Here is a 21,372-nt window from a genome sequence, read left to right as displayed (position 1 = left end):
AGAGAATTAATTTTAAATTTAACATAAAAGAGTAATTTATAAAATACATAATATTATATCATAAATCTGTCTATCAAATAATTACAGACAAATTAAAATGTTTCACGTGAATCATTATTTACCGATACAAAATCGTGAAAAAATAGTATCAAGTAAATCTTCAATATCTATATCACCTGTAATTCGTCCAAGCGCATGACTCGCTCGACGAAGGTGTTCTGCACGTAAACTTAAATCAAGAGAAAAAGAATTCAATGATGCATTAATTTCTTCAAAAACCTCCTTCAATAATTGAAGTTGCCTTTTTCTTGCTGGAATAACATTTCCAATTTCAGTGCTACGGTGTAGACAAAATAATTCAATTTCTTTTATAAAATAATCAAAATTTAAACCATTTAATGTCGAAAATTGTATTGGCCAGCGTGTTTTATCCCCTTCACAAAGATCAAGTTTATTACCCACATGCCAAATTTCAGCTGAAGTCTTTGGTAAATTAACTTCTTGAGGATTATTCATATCATAAACAAAAATAACTAAATCAGCTTCTATAATGTGTTTTTTTGCAGTTTCTATTCCCAATAATTCTATTTTATTTTCTGTTTTTCTTAAACCAGCAGTATCGGTAAAAAAAACAGGCAGACCACCAAGTATTAATCTAACTTCTAAAGCATCACGTGTTGTTCCTTCTTCTTCCGAAACAATAGCAATAGATCTTCCAGAAAGACGATTGATAATACTTGATTTTCCACAATTTGGAGCACCTACTATAGCAATTCTGATTCCATCATTTAAAACACTTGCACGCTCTCCTGCAGAAATATGTTCATATAGTGAATGACGAAGTTTCTCTATATCTTGCCAAACCTTATCAGATACGGAATTAGGAATATCACTTTCATCAGAAAAGTCGAGATCTGCTTCTATTAAAGCACGTGCTGTTATGAGTTTTTGGCGCCAATCACGATAAAGTTTCGTTAAAGTACCATTTGTCCCTATAATAGCTAAACGTCTTTGACTTTCCGTTTCTGCTTGTATTAAATCAGCAAGACTTTCTGCTTGTATTAAATCTAATTTACCTTCAATAAATGCTCGACGTGAAAATTCTCCCGCTTCTGCAAGACGACAGTTTTTAAAAGTAGTTAATTCATCAAGAAAACGATTAACAACTGCTTTGCTTCCATGTAAATGAAATTCTGCACAATCTTCTCCTGTGAAACTATGAGGTGCAGGAAAAAAAACTGTTAGAGCAGAATCTAAAAAGCTTCCATCATGAGCAATAAGATCTCCATAATGCATCAATCGCGCTTTAGGCAAACAACCACAAAGTGTCTTAACAATATTCCTAACATGAGGACCAGAAAGTCGAACAATTGCAACTCCTGAAGGTAACAACCCACTTGAGACAGCAAAGATTGTATCCACAAGTTTAATCCTAATTTTTAAAAATCATGTATTCATTGAATCAAAAAATTCACTATTATTTTTTGTTTGTTTTAATTTATCAATTAAAAATTCAATAGCATCTGTTACACTCATAGGTGCTAATATACGACGAAGAACAAAAATCTTATGTAAATCTTGACGAGCTACTAAAAGTTCTTCTTTACGTGTCCCTGATTTAAGAATATCCATAGCTGGAAAAGTACGCTTATCAGCAACTTTACGATCAAGAACAATTTCTGAATTACCAGTTCCCTTAAACTCTTCAAAAATAACTTCATCCATACGGCTTCCCGTATCTATTAAAGCTGTTGCTATAATAGTTAAAGATCCTCCTTCTTCAATATTACGAGCTGCACCAAAAAAACGCTTAGGACGTTGTAAAGCATTCGCATCCACACCACCTGTTAAAACCTTTCCTGATGAAGGAACAACAGTGTTATATGCACGTCCAAGACGTGTGATTGAATCAAGAAGAATAACGACATCACGTCCATATTCAACTAATCTCTTAGCTTTTTCAATAACCATTTCGGCTACTTGTACGTGACGTATTGCTGGTTCATCAAAAGTAGAAGAAACAACTTCTCCTTTCACAGAACGTTGCATATCAGTAACTTCTTCTGGACGCTCGTCTATTAATAAAACAATAAGATAACATTCAGGATGATTCGTTGTAATAGAATGAGCAATATTCTGCAATAAAACTGTTTTTCCTGTTCGCGGTGGTGCAACAATCAAACCTCTTTGTCCTTTTCCTAAAGGAGATATCAAATCAATTACTCGCGATGACATATCTTTATCTGTAGGATTTTGTACTTCCATCTGGAAACGCTCATTTGAATAAAGAGGAGTAAGATTATCAAAATGAATTTTATAACGAATTTTTTCAGGATTTTCAAAATTAATTGTATTAACTTTAAGAAGAGCAAAATAACGCTCTCCTTCTTTTGGCCCTCGTATTGGCCCTTCAACGGTGTCTCCTGTCTTTAATGAAAAATTTTGTATCTGTGTTGGTGAAAGATAAATATCATCTGGTCCAGGAAGATAATTAGCATCAGCAGATCGAAGAAATCCAAATCCATCTTGTAAAACTTCAACAACACCTTCACCTATAATTTCTACCTTTTGTAAGGTAAGTTTTTTCAAAATAGCAAACATTAATTCTTGTTTGCGCATTAATGAAGCATTTTCAACTTCTAATGTTTCAGCAAAAGAAACAAGTTCAACTGGGTTTTTACTTTTGAGTTCTTGTAGTTTCATTTCTTGCATAAAATATGCTCTTTGATTAATGGGGGAAATGTTTCTAGAATTTTAAAAGGAAAAGAATATTCCTATAGACAAAGACATTATATACTCAACTCTTTTAAACTGCAAGCATTACTCAATCATAAATATTAAGGAAAAAACAGATTTGTCTTTTAAAAATATTTTTTCATAAGTTATTTTAGGTAATTATATCATTTAATAAATAAACTTGAAATTTAAAAGGATTCTTCTTATTAAAACCTGTGTTTAGTGTGAATTATTATTTATCCTCAGATTGATTAACAGGGAAAAATAAAAAAAAACAATAATAAATAAACTTTTAAGAGTATTATCCTTGTTTTTTCCCACAGGGTAGATTTATTTATTATTTTTTTTGAATTTGTGCATAATAATAATAATATTTTTCTAAATTTTAATTTTAAAAAATTTATAAATTTTTATACACATTGATTAACAAGGGATTAAATTTTCTGTGGGTGAAAAAAAATTTTTCCATTTGCATATGATTTCTGATGCAACGGGAGAGACACTAATTTCTGCTGGAAGAGCTGTAGCATCGCAGTATAAGATAAGGCAAGCTATAGAACATGTTTATCCGATGATTCGCAGTAAAATGCAGTTGCAGCGAGTTATTAATGAGATAAAAAAAGAACCAGGGATTGTTCTTTACACGATTATAAATAAAGAAATTAAACAGTTGATTGATGAGACTTGCGCAAAAATATCTATTCCTTGTGTTGATATATTATATCCTATTTTTAACGTCTTTCAATCTTATATTGGAACACCTAAAAATTTACGTGTGAGTGCACAACATGAACTTAATGCAGATTATTTTCGTCGTATTAAAGCTTTAGATTTTACAATAGAGCATGATGATGGACAATCTCCTAATAGTTTATTAGATGCGGATGTAATTCTTATAGGTATTTCAAGGACTTCTAAAACACCAACAAGTATTTATTTAGCAAATCGTGGAATAAAAACTGCTAATATTCCTCTTATTCAAGGAATTGATTTACCCAAAACCATTTTTGAAGCAAGTAATTCTTTAATTGTTGGTTTTATTGCTTCAGCTGAAAGAATTTCACATATTCGTGAAAATAGAGATTTAGGAGATGATTTTTTTATAGAGAGTTATACTAATCGTATTAGTATAGCAGAAGAACTTATTTATACAAAACGTATTTGTGAACGTTTTTGTTGGCCTATTATTGATGTTACAAGGCGTTCCATTGAAGAGACAGCCGCAGCTGTTCTTGGACTTTTATCACAATTTCGCGAAGGAAAAAAAGAAAAAAATGATAAAAAAAACATTAATATTAGCATCTCTTAGTCCTTATCGCGCCCAACTATTAAAAAAAGCTGGTTTAAAATTTTCTGTTGAAGGAGCTTCTTTTGACGAAAGAGAAATAGAAAAAACAACAAAAATAAAGAATCCTGAAAAACTCAGTTGTTTTCTTGCAAATATGAAAGCGAAAAATGTTTCTGATCGTTTTCCCAATGCATTAGTAATTGGTTGTGATCAAATCTTTGATTTTGAAGGTAAAATTCTTCATAAAGTAAAAAACGATAAGGAAGCACATCAACGTTTACTTATTTTATCAGGAAAAAAACATACTCTTCATAGTGCTATTGCTTTAGTTCAAAATGGTGAAGAAATTTGGTCCGATGTTTTTAGTGCTTACATGACAGTACGTTCTCTTTCACTAAAATTTATTGAAAGTTATTTAGCACTTGTAGGAATAGATGTTTTAAGAAGTACAGGAATCTATCAGATTGAAGGAGAAGGAATCCGCCTTTTTGAAAAAATTGAAGGAGATTTTTTTACTATTGTTGGTTTACCTTTACTACCTTTATTAACAAAACTACGCCATTTAGGAATTATTGATGCCTAATTTGGTAATAAATTATAAAAAGGAAATGTATCTAAGTGTTTTTACTGTTGATTATTTAATTTATCATTCAAAATCACTAAAATCTCAAAGTTTTTGGCTCAAGCAATACTATTTGATAAGTGAATATATTGGAAAAAAGATAATCTTTGGAAAATTCAAAGATTCCCTTGTTATCTATAAAAAGAAGAAACTATTATGAAAGTAATATTACTTTACTATATAAGTAGAATGCTTTCAATTTAATAACTTAATAAAGATCAGATAGCTGTAATTGCCAGTGTTGTTAATACAATATAGTTTTAAGAAAAAGACTTTACACCACAAATTATGATACTTACGGTTTCTTCCTAAATGGGTTGGAGAAACAGCTTTCGTTTTTAGTACAGGTAGTGGTTGCAAATGCTATTCTGTAACTCTTAAAAAACATAAAATTGAACAAATTTTTTACTTAGTAGTGTAAAACAACATGCAGAGGATTTGGTTAGTATTTTGGGAAGTATATAGACTATGCCAAGCATTTGTGAAAATGAAAAAAAATTGTGATTTTTATAAAACTTATCCAATAATATTGGTAACAGGTATTGTTCATACTCTATTAATAACATCCTTTACAACAAGTAAATAAAAATAGTCGATGGATTTAGAATGCTCTTACATTAAGTTGTTACTGATACGATAGTTTGGAATGAAACCATTGATAACAAAGAAATTGAGGAAAGCGATTTTAGAAAACATGTGTGAAGATAAATTATGAAAATTATAGGATTAACTGGATCAATAGCAATGGGAAAATCAACAGCGGCTGATTTTTTTAAACAAGCAGGTATTCCTGTTTTCAGTGCAGATGAAGCTGTACACCAACTTTATAACAGTGAACCAACGGTGTCTCTTATAGAACGCACTTTTCCTGGTGTTATTGAAAACGGCGTGGTTAATCGTATAAAACTCTCTGAGATTTTAGTCAATAACAGTGAAAAATTAAAGATTTTAGAAAAAATAATTCATCCTTTGGTACAAAAAAAAGAAAAGGAATTTATTAATATAGCACGTCGACAAAAAAAAAAATTAGTTGTTCTTGATATTCCTCTTCTTTTTGAAACAAAGAGTGAAAACCGTGTTGATAGTATAGTTGTTGTATCTTCTCCACCAGAAATACAAAAGGCACGTGCAATGAATCGCCCAAATATGAACGAAGAAAAATTTTCAATTATCAATACTAGACAAGTATCTGATAAACAAAAACGAAAATACGCTGACTTTGTTATTAATACGGGGAAAGATTTAGAAGATACTCGTCAACAAGTTTTACAGGTGATAAAAAGTCTATTAAAAGATGCTTCTAAAGAGAGCTAAAGCAATGCGTGAGATTATTTTTGACACTGAAACAACAGGATTAAATAAAGAAAGTGATCGCATAATTGAAATCGGTTGTATAGAAATGATCAACCGTTATCTTACAGGACGCCGATTTCATGTTTATTTAAATCCACAAGGAGTTGTCATTCCTGATGAAGTTATCGCTATTCATGGATTAACTAATGAACGCTTAAAAGATGAAAAAAAATTTGATGATATCGTTGATGCGCTTTTGGATTTTATTGATAATGCAACAATCGTTGCTCATAATGCAAATTTTGATATCGGTTTTCTTAACGCAGAATTAGAACGAATTAATAAACCTCTTGTCAGTAGTGATAATGTCATTGATACATTAGCTATAGCACGGCGTAGATTTCCTATGGGACCTAATTCCCTCGATGTTTTATGTAAACGTTTTGGAATTGATAATAGTCATCGTGTACTCCATGGGGCTCTACTTGATGCAGAAATTCTCGCTGATGTATATATTGAGTTAATTGGTGGAAAACAAGGTATATTTAGTTTTGATAATTATGAAAGTTTTGATGTTATGAGTGTTCAAGATAGCAAGAATGCTTTTCATACAGTCAAAATTCGCTCTCAAGCTTTACCTCAAAGATTAAGTAAACAGGAAAAAAATATGCATGCTAATTTAATTAAAAAGATAGGTGATAAGGCTTTGTGGAATCGCTTCGAAATCATTTAAAACAAAAACTGTTCTGCGTTTTTGTCAAAAAATTTCTCAAAAAAATACGGCCGTTGTGGGGAGGGGAACACCACAACGACCTCATCGCTACATTGTACCCCAGCTATCATAGGAGGAACAAAACAAAGCTATTATATCCTGTAACAGCAAAGAAAAGCTCTAGGTACTGAACATAAAACGCAACGATATTCTAAACCTATGACAATAAAAAATGGCTTTTTAGAGGCAAAACCAGCAAATTTTAAAATAGGATCAACAAAAACATAAAAGTATATTTTCTTTGTATGAAAAAGGAGAGATAAAATCGTTATGAAAGAAAGTGATCACCTTTTTTTAGTTGATGGATCAGGCTATATTTTTCGTGCTTATCATGCTCTACCACCTTTAAAACGCAAAAAGGATGGGCTTCCTGTAGGAGCCGTGGCTGGTTTTTGTAATATGCTATGGAAATTACTCTGTGATGCTCGTAATACCGCTATTGGTATTGTCCCAACCCATATTGCTATCATTTTTGATTATTCATCTAACACTTTTCGTAAGCAAATTTATCCTCAATATAAAGCCAATAGAGCAGCACCTCCAGAGGATCTTATTCCTCAGTTTGCACTAATCCGACAAGCAACAGAAGCTTTTAATTTACCTTGTCTCGAAAAAGAAGGATTTGAAGCAGATGATTTAATTGCCACCTATGCGCAATTAGCAACACAGGTTGGAGCAAAAACAACTATTATTTCTTCTGATAAAGATTTGATGCAATTAGTAAACATGCATGTGTCTTTATATGACAGCATGAAAGATAAGCATATAGGTGTCTCTGAAGTCATAGAGAAATGGGGTGTAATTCCTGAAAAAATGATTGATTTGCAGGCTTTAACTGGAGATCCAACAGATAATATACCAGGTATACCAGGTATTGGTCCAAAAATTGCAGCACAATTATTAGATCAATTTGGTTCTCTTGATCTTTTACTGCAACGTGTGACAGAAATTAAGCAAATAAAGCGACGTGAAAATATCCAAGCTTATAGTGAGCAAGCAAAAATTTCTCGTGAACTAGTTAAACTTAAAACAGATGTTCCTATAGATAAAAACTTAGATCATTTTATTTTGGAACCACAAAACGGTCCGCGTTTGATCGCCTTTTTGAAAGCTATGGAGTTTACAGCACTAACACGTCGTGTAGCAAAAGAGACATCATGTAATGCTGCGGTTATTGATGCGTTAGAGATAGATATTGAGTGGAAAAAAACTACGTTCGAGGCTGATTTGAGTGCCAAGGAAGATGATACAGCCTTATTTCACGATTTTTCTGAGAATTCCCCACAGATTTTAGCACAAAAACGCAAAGATCAAGTTCTCACTCAAAAAATTGCAAGAGATGCCTATAAGACTATTCTTGATGAGGAAACTCTAAAAGAATGGCTGTTAGAAGCAAAAGAACAAGGTTATTTTGCTTTTGATACAGAAACAACTTCTCTCGATCCTATGCAAGCAAAACTTGTTGGTTTTTCATTGGCCTTACAGCCTGGAAAAGCAGCCTATATTCCACTTGAACATGTTGCAGGAGAGAATGATCTTTTGGGAGGTGGGCGTATTGTTCCACAAATTGAGACACAAAAAGCTTTAGCACTTTTAAAACCTATATTGGAAAACCAAGCCGTATTAAAAATTGGCCAAAATATAAAATATGATTGGTTAGTGATGAAACAATACGATATTGTAATGCATTCTTTTGACGATACAATGCTTTTATCTTATGCTTTAGAGGCTGGAATTTCAACACATGGTATGGATATTTTATCTGAACGTTGGCTTGAACATAAGCCAATCACTTATAAAGATTTGACTTATAATGGAAGAAAAATAAACTCTTTTGCACAAATAGATTTGAAACAGGCAACTCTGTATGCAGCAGAAGATGCTGATATAACACTTCGTTTATGGCAAGTATTAAAACCACAGCTTGTTGCACAAAAGATGACAAAAATTTATGAACGTCTTGATCGTCCATTAATAGAAATTCTCGCAAGAATGGAAGAACGTGGAATTCTTGTTGATCGACAGATTTTATCACGCCTTTCAGGAGAGTTGGCACAGGCTGCTTTAAATTTAGAGGAGGAAATTTATCAGCTCGTTGGTGAAAAGTTTAATATTGCTTCACCAAAGCAACTAGGAGATATCCTTTTTGGTAAAATAGGCTTACCTGGCGGTGCTAAGACGAAAAGTGGCCAATGGTCAACATCGGCGCAAACTTTAGAAGAGTTAGCTGCTGAAGGCCATATTTTACCAAGAAAAATTGTTGATTGGCGTCAACTTACAAAACTAAAATCTACCTATACAGATGCTTTACCTTCTTATATTTTGCCCAAAACTGGTCGTGTTCATACAAATTATTCTCTAGCAACGACATCGACAGGACGATTGTCATCATCAGAACCTAATCTGCAGAATATTCCAGTACGAACTGCTGAGGGACGAAAAATCCGAACAGCTTTTATTGCTCCAAAAGGACATTTATTATTATCAGCTGATTATAGTCAGATTGAATTACGTATCCTTGCACATGTTGCTGATATAACGGCATTAAAAGAAGCATTTGCACAAGGTCAGGATATTCATGCTATGACTGCATCGCAAATGTTTGGAGTTGCGGTTGAAGGAATGTCCTCAGAGATACGTCGGCGTGCGAAAGCTATTAATTTTGGTATTATTTATGGCATTTCGCCCTTTGGATTAGCAAATCAATTAGGAATTTCGCGCAAGGAAGCTAGCCATTATATTCAGCTATATTTTGAAAGATTTCCGGGAATAGAGGATTATATGGAAAAAATAAAAATATTTGCACGTCATCATGGTTATGTAGAGACCATTTTTGGACGTCGTATCCACTATCCTGAAATAAAAGCAGTTAATCCACAAATTCGTGCCTTTAATGAGCGAGCTGCTATCAATGCATCAATCCAAGGATCAGCAGCAGACATTATTCGTCGTGCTATGATTCAAATAGAAAATGCTTTAGAAAAAGAAAAATTATCGGCTAAAATGTTATTGCAAGTACATGATGAACTCATTTTCGAAGTACCCAAATCCGAAAGTACAAAAACTGCGATTCTCGTTAGAAAAGTTATGGAAAATGCTACAATGCCGGCACTATCTTTATCTGTACCGCTTGAAGTGAAAGTTATAGCGGCTCAAAATTGGGATGAAGCACATTAATTTGTTTCATTTATTTTATGTTTAAGAGTAGCCATTGCTTTTGAAAGGTTAAGATATGCTTTGATGGGTAAGTGATCAGAGGCAATACGCGCGAGTGGTGAATAATGGCTTTCAACATTTATTACTAATTGATGAGGAAAAGCAAAAATTCTATCAAGAGCTAAAAAAGGAAAGAGAGAAGGAAAGCTTGGTACGCTACCAAATGTGATATCAAAGTAAGGGGAAAAAAAATTCAATGATGAGCCTTTACCTTTACGCCATTCATTTAAGTCACCAATGATAAGTGTAGGCATAACAGAATATTTTTTAAGAAGCGCAAGAAGCATTTTTACTTGCTTATTACGAGAATGGCGGAACAAACCAAAGTGAGCTGCTATAACACGAATAAAACCTGATTTCATTTTTAATTCTACAATTATAGCACCGCGGGGTTCAAAACCAGGTAAAGTAATTTGTGAGATATTATGTATACGTCCTTGGCGCAAAAAAAGAGCATTGCCGTGCCAACCATGGCCATTCGGTGACATAGTCTTTAGAGGTACTGGAATTAACCCTGTTTCAGCTTTTAAGAGTTGAAGATCAATCAAACCCGTGCGTTCTCCAAAACGCCTATCGGCTTCTTGAAGAGCAAGAATGTCTGTTTGTAATTCAGTGATAACACGCACAATACGAGTTGGATTAAAAATTTTATCAACACCAACACATTTATGAATATTATAAGAGGCTACAGTAAGATCGTAGTTATCATTACGATTGATTACATTTTTATGATAACCAGAGTGATTATAAGTTGTTCTTAATAAAGAGTTATGAAATTTTTTCTGGATCAATGTAAAAAGCCAATAAAATTTTATTTTCTAGTATTTAGTCGTGTTAGTATGCTTAAAAACAGCATTTAGTATTAAAGACAAAAAGCCTTGCTTTCCCAAGAAAACAAGGCTTTTAGATTAAATTATAATTTTTATTAATCGCGGTTTGAACCAAGAAATTGCAACAAAAAAACAAACATATTAATGAAATCAAGATACAGATTCAACGCACCCATGATAATTTTACGGCCACGAGTATCATATCCATCTCCTTCATAATACATCAACTTTATGTTTTGTGTATTGTAAGCCGTTAAACCAGCAAAAACGAGAACACCAATTACAGAGATCGCAAATTGCAAGGCGCTTGACTCAAGAAAAATGTTCACAACCACAGCAAGCATTAAACCAACTAAACCCATAAACAAAAATGATCCTACAGCTGTGAGATCACGTTTTGTAGTATAACCGTATAGTGATAAAGAACCAAAAGCAGCAGAAGTAATAACAAATGTCTGTACAATACTTTCTGGTGTATAACGCAGAATAATCGACGATAGCGAGAGTCCTACAAGAGTAGCGTAGCCAAAAAAGAGGCTTCGTGCAACACCAGTACTAAGTGTATTAATTTTAAAACTGAGAAATAATACGGCTACAAGCGGTGCAAACATAATAACATAAGAAAACGGTGACATATAAAACGTCACACCAAATGATGTTAAATAAACACTTCCATTAATTTGAGCTGCAGCTTGACTCATATTTGTTGTTGTAGCCAATGACGCAATTGCGTAAGCGGCAACAGCTGTAATAAGCAAACCAATGGCCATCGTGTTATAGACGCCCAGCATGTAACTGCGCAACCCTTGATCAATTGATGCATCGGCATGAGAAACAGACGCCGAACGTAAATTTTTAAAATCAGCCATAATATAAGTCCTTTAGCATATTTTCCGTAAGGCACTCAAGTTAAAAGAAGCTTACACTCCTTTATGCTCTTAATATAAGCCTTTATTTATTAAGCAAATATAAATACTCTTAAAGGCCTAGCGGAATTCTAGCACACTTCTCCCTATTATGGGGATTTATTTGAAAATTACAAGAGTTTTTTGTTGGAAATAAAGTTTAAAAATTAGTAGTGAAAGGTTATTTTTGTCTAAATTATAATGTGCTTGATGTAAAAAACGATATCATGATAATGATACGGATTTTGTCAGTTTTAATGCCTAAAGAAAAATAAAATGGATAATCAAATAAATATAATATGGTTGATGTTTTCTATACCACTTGTAAAATGAAAAAAGTGAATACAATACAATTCAAAGGGGAAAGAACGCTTTTAAATTCTTTTTCTTTTAAGTAAACTCTATTAATTTTTATAATTAGTTGTAATGATGATTTCTGTGAGCATTAATCTTTAGTTTTAGAATTTGTAAAAGGGTTTTAAATAGCTTTTATCTATATCCTATAATCATAAGAAGCTTAACAAATCTACGAGAAAGTACACCCTTTCTATTTACTTCTGTTTACGCACTAACATTGAAAAACAACTCTTTCCTACGTTGTTATAATCCCATAGAATTTTAAAAAACGCCAGGAACTGATAATGTAGAATTTAAAGAATCTAATTTTTTTTATTCCGTATACAAAATTCGTCAATTAAAACAGCAACAGCACCAAGCGTGATAAAAGTATCAGCAAGATTGAAAACAGCAAAAGAAAAAATATCACTAATATGAAATAATAAGTAATCTATGACATAATGAAAGCGAACGCGATCAATTAGGTTACCAATCGCTCCGCCAATGATAAGAGTAATACCAAAATGCGATAAAAATTTGTCATTTTCAGTATTTTTCCACAACCATAAAAGAAAAACAATAATAATGAGCGTAAGAGCAACAATTCCCCAATGAGGATACGAAGAAAGAAATGAAAATGCAATGCCAGAATTTCGGACATGATAGAGAGAAATAAAAGAAAAAATCGGTATTTCTGCCCCTAATTGTAAGGTATGCATAATCCAATATTTAATTGCCTGATCAAGCCCCACTGTAAAGATTAAGGTGAAAAAAAGAAAGAGCAATGACTTGCGTGTCATTTTTTATCCTTGTATGATTCAAAAGTTAAATAAGAACGGCGAATTTCATAGAGCATAATAGCTGTTGCGACTGCTAAATTAAGTGAATCTGCATGTCCACATTGTGGGATGCGCGCCAGATTATTACAGTGATTTACGAGAACGTCCGATAAACCTTGTTGTTCATTTCCCATTAAAAGTATAATCGGACCATTTTTAAAATCAATTGTGCGGTAATCGACAGGTCCTTTAAGGTGCGTACCAACGATCATACCTCTAAAATGGGTAGACCAATTTAGAAAAGTACTTTCATTACAACGATAAAGTGGTATGGAAAATATAGATCCCATCGTTGCACGTACTGTTTCTGGTGAAAAAGGATCTGTTGTTTCTCCAATCAAAACAATTCCTTTTGCTCCTGCTGCGTCAGCAGTACGGATGATAGTCCCAAGATTTCCAGGATCACGCACACGATCAAGTGCGATATAGACATCGTCGACTCGTCTTATTATTTTTTCAATAGAGTGCCATTGTTGCTTAAAAATACCAACAACTGTTTGTGGATTGTCACGGTGGGTAATGGATTCTAGAACCTTTTGTGAGGCTTTAATTACAGAACCACCATTGGCTATAGTGTTTGCAGCGGTATTTTCAATGATGGAATTACTCAGTGAATTTTTAGAAACGATAAGTGTGTGAATTGTCCAACCAAGATTTAAAGCATCAATGACCAGTTTTAGTCCTTCTGCTATGAAGATACCTTCTCGATTGCGATTTTTCTTTTTGTTTAGCGCTTTAAGATCTTTAATGATAGGATTGCTAAGGGATGTGATTTCTTTGACTTTGCCGATTTTTTGTTTACACATGTTCAAGCAATCCAACGGCTAAAAAGAGAAGTAGAAAGAGCACGTCCAGCCGATTCTTCACGCAAAATCAATTCTCCTGATTCTATTGTACCACCAAGATTTGTAAATGCATCACGCATTAAAGTATGAAATGTATAAAAGGAAGCACGAATAGAATAAACTGTGAGAACGACAGCAAGCGGTTTGTTCGATAAGAGTTTGCGGCAGTTTTTAATCATGGTTGGTAAGTGATCAAACAATTGCCAAATTTCGTTATTAGGTCCGCGTCCATAAGCAGGAGGATCGAGGAGAATCAAATCATAGCTTTTTTGACGGCGTAATTCACGTTCAACAAATTTTATTGCATCGTCGCATATCCAACGAATGGGACGATCTAATAATCCTGCTTTTTCTTGATTAGCTTTCGCCCAAATGATAGCCTTTTTAGAAGCATCAACATGGGTGACAATTGCGCCTGAACGTGCACCAATTAGAGAAGCAATGCCTGTATAGCCAAAGAGATTTAACAGTTTGACAGGACGGTTGGTTTTAATAATTTGTTCTTCTAGTGAACGCCAATGAGCATCTTGTTCAGGAAAAACACCGACATGACGAAAGGAAGTAAAACGTCCTAGAAAAGATAAACCATTCCAAGAAAGTGGCCATGTTTCAGCGAGAGGCTTTTTAGGGAAATACCAACGACCAATTCCTTCTTCATCTCGGTTACCTGTAAAAATTGCATCGACATTAGCCCAATTTTTTTGTGATAAAGCTGGTTGCCATAGTGCTTGACTTTCTGGTCGAATAATACGGTAGGAACCATAACGCTCTAGTTTTTTTCCATTACCAGAATCAATTAAAGCATAATCTGGGCTCGTTTTTGTTTCTAAAATAAAAGGTAATTTCTCTCGTGAGTATACTTTACTAAAGCGTGGTTGGAAACATTGTGCAAGCATATTGAGTGTCGTAATATATTGTTCTAAAAAAGGATTATTTTAAATATTTGCTAAAGTCCTTATAAGGTTAAGAGCTGTAAGTTAATTAAACTATGTACAGGAAACAAGAGAAAATATCTCTAGATTTGTTATCTTTCGGGTACTATAGAGGAAATTTTCCTAGAGTGCCGTTATATTAGATTTATTAGCAATTGATATTTTTAATTTCTCTATCTCAGTTTTGCTTTCTTTTAAGGCTTTGCGGTTTTTATGTTGTGCAAACCAATTGGTTATACTACTCAACAAAATACCGAAACAAAAAAAAATAAAAAGCCAAACAAAAAGAGGGGCTTGATAAGTAAAATATTCAGAGTTGTTTTGAAAAGGATAAAGGGTTAATGTAACGGTTTGGCGATTAGCAACGATGAAGCCAATCAAAAAAGCTGTAATAGGCACCAAAATAACCGCTAAGAGAAAGCGTTTAATGATCATGGATTTGCTCATTTATTAAGCCGGTCACGTAAATCTTTTCCTGTTTTGAAAAAAGGAACCCATTTCTCTTCAATCATAACAGTTTCACCTGTTCGTGGATTGCGACCATTGCGGGCTGAACGTGCTTTTATAGAAAAAGCACCGAAACCACGTAGTTCAACACGTTGACCATTAGCAAGAGCTGCTGAAATTTCTTCAAAAATAGCACTTACAACATTTTCTGCATCGCGTTGCATAAGATGCGGATTATGACGAGCAATGATTTGTACAAGTTCCGATTTAACCAAAATAGCCTCTCTTTCATATTCATACGAAAAAAGATTTTTTATTGCAATTGTGTGTTTCATATATGCACGTTACATATATATAATATGCATATTCCAATATATAAATCATTAAAAGTAAAATAAAGCCAGTAAAAGGAAGATTGCAATAAATAAAATTTAAAATATGTCTTATAAAAACTCTATAAATAAAAAAAACGAAATATCTGAGAAATTAAAAACATGACTGTGCATAACCAATATGAATTTTTTTCGATAGAATCATCTTTTAGCGATGTTTTAAAAAAAACATATTTTCATTCCCATCAAGTTCGCTTGCTAAAAATTTGTTTACCACTTCTTGCATTGATTATAGCGTTAATTTTTTGCTGGTTTACATTTTTTTCTATTTTTGTTTCTTTTGATAAGGCGCTTTTGAATCATGAAGAAGAGAAAATAACACAATTAACAATGCTTAATCCGAGATTAGAAGGCTATACAAATTTTCATAAGCCTTACAGGATTAAAGCAGAAAAAGCGTTTCAAAATCATAAGTCTTCTGGAATTATTGGGTTAAAGAATATTACAGCTGAAGTGCCTACAAAGGGACGGGGGCAAATTTTTATTGATGCACAAGAAGGAGTTTATGATAATATTAGGAGTCATTTACAATTGGATGAACCTTTTACGGTTACAACGAAAGATGGAATAATTGCAAAATTTACAGCTGCAAAAATTGATTTATCTAAAAGTCAATTTAATACAGATCAACCTGTAAATATTCAAAGTGCGGGTTTTCATCTTATGGCGAATGCTCTGCAAATTTGTGAGAAAGAGCAAATTATGTATTTTCAAAAAGGAGTACGTATTGTTCTTGATCAGAAGGAAAAATAACAGAAGGAATTTGGAGTAGTGTTTATAGAAGGCATATGTAGGTTTATACGAGAAAAAAAATCAAGAATGAAGACAAACAAATCATGTAAAGAGCGAGTAAGTATCTTAGCTTTAAGTTTGGCAATATTGGGACCAATTAATGGATATGCCGCAATAACTCATTTCGCAATTGATCGATTAAATGGAAAAGAGCCAATGGAGCTTTACGCAGATTCTTTAGAAATACGTGATAAAGAAGGCATTGCTATTTTTAATGGCAATGTTTCAGTGATGCAGGGTGAGCGGCTTTTACAAACGTCAAAATTAGCTATTTATTATAATAAAGCGCATATAACAGGTGGTATAGATCAGTTGAGAACACAATCAATTTTTCCTGAAAAAATTGGTTCGACAGATATTAAAAAAGTAGAAGCTTCAGGTGAAGTTTACATCAAAATGGCAACACAAATTGCTAAGGGTGATAAAGCTATTTTTGATGGACAATCGAATATGATAATCTTAACAGGTAATAATGTTGTGTTAACTGATGGAGATAATGTAGCTGAAGGGTGCATATTAACAGCTAATATGAAAACAGGAAAAGCTTCTCTTGAAGGATGTAAGGAGCCTGGAAAGAAGAATCGTGTTTCGATTATTTTAGAATCAAGCAAGAATGGTCGTTAACATTTCATGTTTGGAATCAAAAGAGAAAAGCAGACAATTAAACACAACCTTATGAATAAGGCTTTAAAAAAAAACTCACATAGGACTTTAGTTGCTCATAATTTAATTAAAGTTTATCGAGGAAGACAGGTTGTTAATCGTGTTTCTTTTAATATTTGTGCTGGAGAGATTGTCGGTATTTTAGGTCCTAATGGTGCTGGCAAAACAACCTGTTTTTATATGGTTACAGGTTTAGTTAAATCCGATGGCGGTTCAATCGAGATTGATGGGTTTGACATTACCCATTTGCCAATGTATCGGCGTGCTCGTTTAGGGATTGGATATTTACCTCAAGAAGCTTCAATTTTTCGTGGTCTTTCAGTAGAAAATAATATTAAAGCTGTTTTGGAATTGATTCAAAAGGATCGCTTTAAACGCTGTGAAGAGTTGAATGCGCTTTTGCATGAATTTAAAATTGATCATTTACGCAAAATGCCAGCTCTTTCTTTATCGGGAGGTGAACGCAGGCGTCTTGAAATTGCACGAGCTTTAGCTTCTCGCCCTAATTTTATGTTACTTGATGAACCATTTGCAGGAATTGATCCCATCGCTATTTCTGATATTAAACAGCTTGTTCGTTATTTAACTCAACGTGGTATCGGCGTTTTAGTAACGGATCATAATGTGCGCGAAACATTGGAGCTTGTTGATCGTGCTTATGTTATTCACGCAGGAAAAGTATTAGTTCATGGTTGTCCGGACGACATTATCAATAATGCTGATGTTCGTAAAATTTATTTGGGAAATCAGTTTTCTCTTTAGTTTTCCGTTTCTGAAGAATATTCAAATTTAAAAATCTTATAATGGATACAATTTTTTGTTGTAGTCAATAGTATTTATTGATTTTAATGGGGACTTTATTCTGTTTTAATAGAAGCAATATAAATATATATTTTTGTAAGAAATCGTGATGCTATCGTTAAAATGTTAAAATTAATAAAAGTATTGTCGTATAAAGTGTCAGTGTTTCATAAAGATTAGAAAAATAATAGTCTAGTTAATTATAAACTTTTTAAACTTAACAAAAAAATAATAGCTCAAATAGCTCATTTTTGACTTTTTTTATTTATAATAATTTATTTTTTTAATCAAAGCACCTTTTTTATTTATAACGTACCTGATAATCTTTAAAAGCTACAAATTTAATTTTTGGCGCTCTTTCTGCTTCATAATTTAACGAAAAATGATTTTCTGCTAAAAAAACTGGATCACTGTCCAAATCATGTGCAACAGCGGATTGATGACAAGTAAGAAAATTTTTAAGTTCTTCTTTATTTTCTGCAGAAATCCAACGACATACGTTAAAGCGCGATAATTCAAAGCTCACAGGTAGAGAATATTCTGCTTTAAGCCGTTCTGTCAAAACATCAATTTGCAAAGCACCAATTACACCAATAAGAGCGGGCGAACCATCATAAGGGATAAATAATTGTACTACTCCCTCTTCAGCCATTTGTTGCAAAGCTTCTTTTAGTTTTTTTGCTTTCATGGGATCGCTTAAATGAACGCGACGTAAAATTTCTGGTGCAAAATTTGGTACACCTTTAAAGAGAATATCCTCTCCTTCAGTCAAGGTATCTCCAATACGCAAAGTTCCGTGGTTAGGGATACCTACTATATCACCAGCATACACTTTATCAGCAATTTGGCGTGAACGAGCAAAGAAAAACTGCGGTGTTGAAATTGTCATTGATTTTCCTGTCCGCACTAACTTCGTCTTCATGCCGCGTTCAAGTGTTCCTGAACACACCCGCAAAAATGCAATACGATCACGATGATTGGGATCCATATTAGCTTGAATTTTAAAGACAAAACCGGTCATTTTGGGTTCAGTAGCCATTACATTACGTTGATCAGCTACCTGATCACGAGGGCTTAGACCAAAATCAACTAATGCATTAATCAAATCACGAACACCAAAATTTCGTAAAGCTGAGCCGAAATAAACAGGTGTCATATGCCCTTCACAGAAAGCTCTAAGATTAAATTTTTTGCAAGCACTGCGAGCAAGCTCTACTCCTTCAACAAAGAGTGATTGCTGATTTTCAGGAAGCAAATTTGCGACTTCATGAAGATCAGAAATCGTTTGTGAAATAACCTCATGGTCTTGTTGGCGAAAACAATTATGATGAAGATCAAAAGTGCCAACAAAATTCTTTCCTATACCAATAGGCCAAGTAATTGGAGCAGTATCAAGCGCAAGTTTTTCTTCAATTTCGTCTAAAATTTCTAAGGGATCACGTGCTTCACGGTCCATTTTGTTAACAAAAGTAACAATAGGAATATCGCGCATTCGGCATACTTCAAACAGTTTGAGTGTTCTCGATTCAATTCCGCGTGCCCCATCGAGTACCATAATCGCACTATCAACAGCTGTTAAAGTACGATATGTATCATCAGAAAAATCTTCATGACCTGGGGTATCTAACAAATTAAAAATATGATTTTGATATTCAAATGTCATTACTGATGTGATAACAGAAATACCACGGTCACGTTCAATGTTCATCCAATCAGAACGGGTTTGAATACGGTCTTTTTTTGCTTTTACCTCACCAGCCAGCTGAATAGCACCACCAAATAATAACAGCTTTTCTGTTAGGGTTGTCTTTCCCGCATCAGGATGCGCAATGATCGCAAATGTACGTCGTCGTTTTACTTCTTGCACTCTACGTTCCATTATTCCTCCACCGATCGCGCGAGTGCTGAAGCAATGAGTGCGCGTGTCTCATCAATTCCGTACAGCGCTATAAATGATCCAAGTCGTGGTCCTCGTTCCTGTCCTAAAAGCACTTCATAAAGCATTTGAAAAAACACACTTGAAACACCAGGCCCTCCTTCTGGACTTTTTTTGCTATGATCTTGATAACGTTCCGTCAAGCGTGCGATATCAAGAAGTGCATTTTGAAGGGTATTTCCATCAACAGTTTTTGACAAACTAGCCAATTTTGCATCAATTTGAATCAATATTGAACGTTCATTTTCATCGGGTATACGAAATTTTTTATTTGGTTTTACGAAAATATCAAAATATTTAAGAGCAAATTCCACTAACTGGTCAAGTATTGGATGTATTTGCGCGTTAGCTTCTTTAGCATAACGAGAAATAAATCCCCAAAGCACTTCTTTATTTTCAGCATTAGAAGCACTGACCAAATTTAACAGCATAGCAAAAGAAACAGGTAAGTTGACCTGAGGAGGACACCCATGATGGATATGCCATACGGGATTATTAAGACGCTCTTTCCATTGCTGATGCTCATAAGCTGAAAGATGTGCATAATATTCATCAACAGCTTTTGGAATAACATCAAAATAAAGCCGTTTTGCTGTTTTTGGTTTTAAAAACATATAGAGTCCTAAACTTTCTGTTGGTGCATAAGTTAACCACTCATCAATAGTCAAACCATTTCCTTTAGATTTGGAAATTTTCTGTCCCTTATCATCCAAGAAAAGCTCATAATTAAATCCCTCAGGAGGCTTTCCACCAAGAATTTTGCAAATTTTAGAAGAAAGATTTGTTGAGTCGATAAGATCTTTTCCCGCCATTTCATAATCAATTCCAAGTGCAGTCCAGCGCATTGCCCAATCCACTTTCCACTGACACTTAACTTTTCCACCTGTAATTTCTGTTTCAATGAGATCACCTGTTTCAGGTTCGATATAGGTCACAGTTCCTTTCTCAACATTTCGAGCAATCATTGGGACTTGTAATACTTTTCCAGAAAATGGAGAAATAGGTAAAAAAAGTGAATAAGTTGTTCGCCGTTCCTCACCCAATGTTGGTAGAATAATTTCCATAACCTTATCATAATAGGCAAGTATTCTTAAAAGTGTTTCATCAAAACAGCCTGAATTATAATAATCAGTAGCACTAGCAAATTCATAGTCGAAACCGAAACGATCAAGGAAAGTACGTAAACGTACATTATTAGCAGCCCCAAAAGAAGGATACACATCTCCGAAAGGATCAGGGACACGGCTAAGCGGTTGACCAAGATAGTCTTCCATTTTTTTTCGATTAGGCACATTATCAGGAACTTTGCGCAAACCATCCATATCATCAGAAAAACAAAGAAGTTTTGTTTTAATTTTGTTTTCGGTAAGAATATGAAACGCATGACGCACCATAGTTGTACGTGCAACTTCTCCAAAAGTTCCAATATGTGGTAAACCAGAAGGTCCATAACCTGTTTCAAATAAAATATGCTCTGGATAGCCGGTTTTTTCGTAGCGCTTAATAAGCTTACGCGCTTCTTCAAACGGCCAAGCTTTTGATTGAGCTGCTGAATCTATTAATTCAAGTGGAAGGTTATAGGTACCATACGGATTATCCATCATCTTTATCCTAAAAATAAATTACTTAATGACAAGGTGTATGATTGTTAAACTTTTTCGTCAATAATAGTCATTTAAAAGCAGCAAAAATCTTCTCATTTTACTTTTATTATGATCAATACATAC

General features: G+C 33.7%; 19 protein-coding genes. 8 read left to right on the top strand and 11 right to left on the bottom strand.

The features are described 5' to 3' along the window. Positions 1 to 114: 114 nt before the first annotated feature. Both mnmE and rho read right to left on the bottom strand, forming a co-directional pair. On the bottom strand, positions 115 to 1,422 hold the full coding sequence (mnmE, locus tag M4Z11_RS00295; RefSeq protein WP_249674226.1) for a tRNA uridine-5-carboxymethylaminomethyl(34) synthesis GTPase MnmE: 1,308 nt from the start codon (positions 1,420 to 1,422) through the stop codon (positions 115 to 117). 24 nt (positions 1,423 to 1,446) lie between these two features. Then, positions 1,447 to 2,712 carry a transcription termination factor Rho gene (gene rho / locus M4Z11_RS00290; RefSeq protein WP_249674224.1) on the bottom strand — a complete coding sequence of 422 codons (1,266 nt, stop codon included), beginning with the start codon at positions 2,710 to 2,712 and terminating at the stop codon, positions 1,447 to 1,449. 469 nt (positions 2,713 to 3,181) lie between these two features. Here rho and M4Z11_RS00285 point away from each other — a divergent pair, with 469 nt between their 5' ends. From M4Z11_RS00285 to polA, 5 genes are all read left to right on the top strand, one after another. Continuing rightward, a complete protein-coding gene (locus M4Z11_RS00285; RefSeq protein WP_349628726.1) occupies positions 3,182 to 4,045 on the top strand; it encodes a pyruvate, water dikinase regulatory protein in 864 nt (287 codons plus the stop codon). Then, complete coding sequence (locus tag M4Z11_RS00280; protein WP_249674221.1) at positions 4,011 to 4,607, top strand: Maf family nucleotide pyrophosphatase; 597 nt, start codon at positions 4,011 to 4,013, stop codon at positions 4,605 to 4,607. Before M4Z11_RS00285 ends, M4Z11_RS00280 begins: the two co-directional genes overlap by 35 nt. Before the next feature lie 750 nt (positions 4,608 to 5,357). Then, positions 5,358 to 5,960 carry a dephospho-CoA kinase gene (gene coaE, locus M4Z11_RS00275; RefSeq protein ID WP_249674219.1) on the top strand — a complete coding sequence of 201 codons (603 nt, stop codon included), beginning with the start codon at positions 5,358 to 5,360 and terminating at the stop codon, positions 5,958 to 5,960. A 4-nt stretch (positions 5,961 to 5,964) separates the two neighbouring features. After that, a complete protein-coding gene (gene dnaQ, locus M4Z11_RS00270) occupies positions 5,965 to 6,672 on the top strand; it encodes a DNA polymerase III subunit epsilon (protein WP_249674217.1) in 708 nt (235 codons plus the stop codon). 309 nt (positions 6,673 to 6,981) lie between these two features. Further along, positions 6,982 to 9,888 (top strand): DNA polymerase I, encoded by a 2,907-nt coding sequence (gene polA, locus M4Z11_RS00265; protein ID WP_249674214.1) that lies wholly within the window; start codon positions 6,982 to 6,984, stop codon positions 9,886 to 9,888. On the opposite strand, the gene M4Z11_RS00260 is transcribed toward polA, so the two are convergent. The 7 genes from M4Z11_RS00260 to M4Z11_RS00230 all read right to left on the bottom strand — a co-directional run bounded on the left by M4Z11_RS00260 (position 9,885) and on the right by M4Z11_RS00230 (position 15,336). After that, positions 9,885 to 10,718, bottom strand: coding sequence for an endonuclease/exonuclease/phosphatase family protein (locus M4Z11_RS00260; protein WP_249674212.1), 834 nt, complete (start codon positions 10,716 to 10,718; stop codon positions 9,885 to 9,887). The genes polA and M4Z11_RS00260 overlap by 4 nt on opposite strands. 134 nt (positions 10,719 to 10,852) lie before the next feature. Beyond that, positions 10,853 to 11,626 carry a Bax inhibitor-1/YccA family protein gene (locus tag M4Z11_RS00255; RefSeq protein ID WP_249674210.1) on the bottom strand — a complete coding sequence of 258 codons (774 nt, stop codon included), beginning with the start codon at positions 11,624 to 11,626 and terminating at the stop codon, positions 10,853 to 10,855. 695 nt (positions 11,627 to 12,321) lie between these two features. Continuing rightward, complete coding sequence (gene lspA, locus M4Z11_RS00250; protein WP_249674208.1) at positions 12,322 to 12,798, bottom strand: signal peptidase II; 477 nt, start codon at positions 12,796 to 12,798, stop codon at positions 12,322 to 12,324. Continuing rightward, positions 12,795 to 13,643: a TrmH family RNA methyltransferase gene (locus tag M4Z11_RS00245; RefSeq protein WP_249674207.1), complete on the bottom strand. Its 849-nt coding sequence runs from the start codon at positions 13,641 to 13,643 to the stop codon at positions 12,795 to 12,797. The genes lspA and M4Z11_RS00245 overlap by 4 nt, the downstream gene beginning before the upstream one ends. A 2-nt stretch (positions 13,644 to 13,645) precedes the next feature. Continuing rightward, positions 13,646 to 14,578: a class I SAM-dependent rRNA methyltransferase gene (locus tag M4Z11_RS00240; protein WP_249674205.1), complete on the bottom strand. Its 933-nt coding sequence runs from the start codon at positions 14,576 to 14,578 to the stop codon at positions 13,646 to 13,648. Between the two features lie 159 nt (positions 14,579 to 14,737). Next, positions 14,738 to 15,049 carry a LapA family protein gene (locus M4Z11_RS00235; RefSeq protein WP_249674203.1) on the bottom strand — a complete coding sequence of 104 codons (312 nt, stop codon included), beginning with the start codon at positions 15,047 to 15,049 and terminating at the stop codon, positions 14,738 to 14,740. An 8-nt stretch (positions 15,050 to 15,057) separates the two neighbouring features. Continuing rightward, a complete protein-coding gene (locus M4Z11_RS00230) occupies positions 15,058 to 15,336 on the bottom strand; it encodes an integration host factor subunit beta (RefSeq protein ID WP_249674966.1) in 279 nt (92 codons plus the stop codon). Positions 15,337 to 15,555: 219 nt separating this feature from the next. Between M4Z11_RS00230 and lptC the strand changes: the two genes are divergently transcribed. From lptC to lptB, 3 genes are all read left to right on the top strand, one after another. After that, entirely contained in the window at positions 15,556 to 16,206 is a 651-nt protein-coding gene (gene lptC / locus M4Z11_RS00225; RefSeq protein WP_249674200.1) for an LPS export ABC transporter periplasmic protein LptC, read from the top strand. Positions 16,207 to 16,272: 66 nt separating this feature from the next. Then, on the top strand, positions 16,273 to 16,869 hold the full coding sequence (locus tag M4Z11_RS00220; protein ID WP_249674198.1) for an LptA/OstA family protein: 597 nt from the start codon (positions 16,273 to 16,275) through the stop codon (positions 16,867 to 16,869). Between the two features lie 6 nt (positions 16,870 to 16,875). Beyond that, positions 16,876 to 17,670, top strand: a complete 795-nt coding sequence (gene lptB, locus M4Z11_RS00215) for an LPS export ABC transporter ATP-binding protein (protein ID WP_249674196.1) — start codon at positions 16,876 to 16,878, stop codon at positions 17,668 to 17,670. Positions 17,671 to 18,010: 340 nt separating this feature from the next. On the opposite strand, the gene M4Z11_RS00210 is transcribed toward lptB, so the two are convergent. Next, a complete protein-coding gene (locus tag M4Z11_RS00210; protein WP_249674193.1) occupies positions 18,011 to 19,588 on the bottom strand; it encodes a peptide chain release factor 3 in 1,578 nt (525 codons plus the stop codon). Continuing rightward, entirely contained in the window at positions 19,588 to 21,246 is a 1,659-nt protein-coding gene (locus M4Z11_RS00205) for a lysine--tRNA ligase (protein WP_409337869.1), read from the bottom strand. Before M4Z11_RS00205 ends, M4Z11_RS00210 begins: the two co-directional genes overlap by 1 nt. Positions 21,247 to 21,372: the final 126 nt, after the last annotated feature.

Source organism: Bartonella bilalgolemi (assembly GCF_023500045.1).
Classification (GTDB): Bacteria; Pseudomonadota; Alphaproteobacteria; order Rhizobiales; family Rhizobiaceae; genus Bartonella; species Bartonella bilalgolemii.
This window is presented reverse-complemented; position numbering and strand designations above follow the sequence as displayed.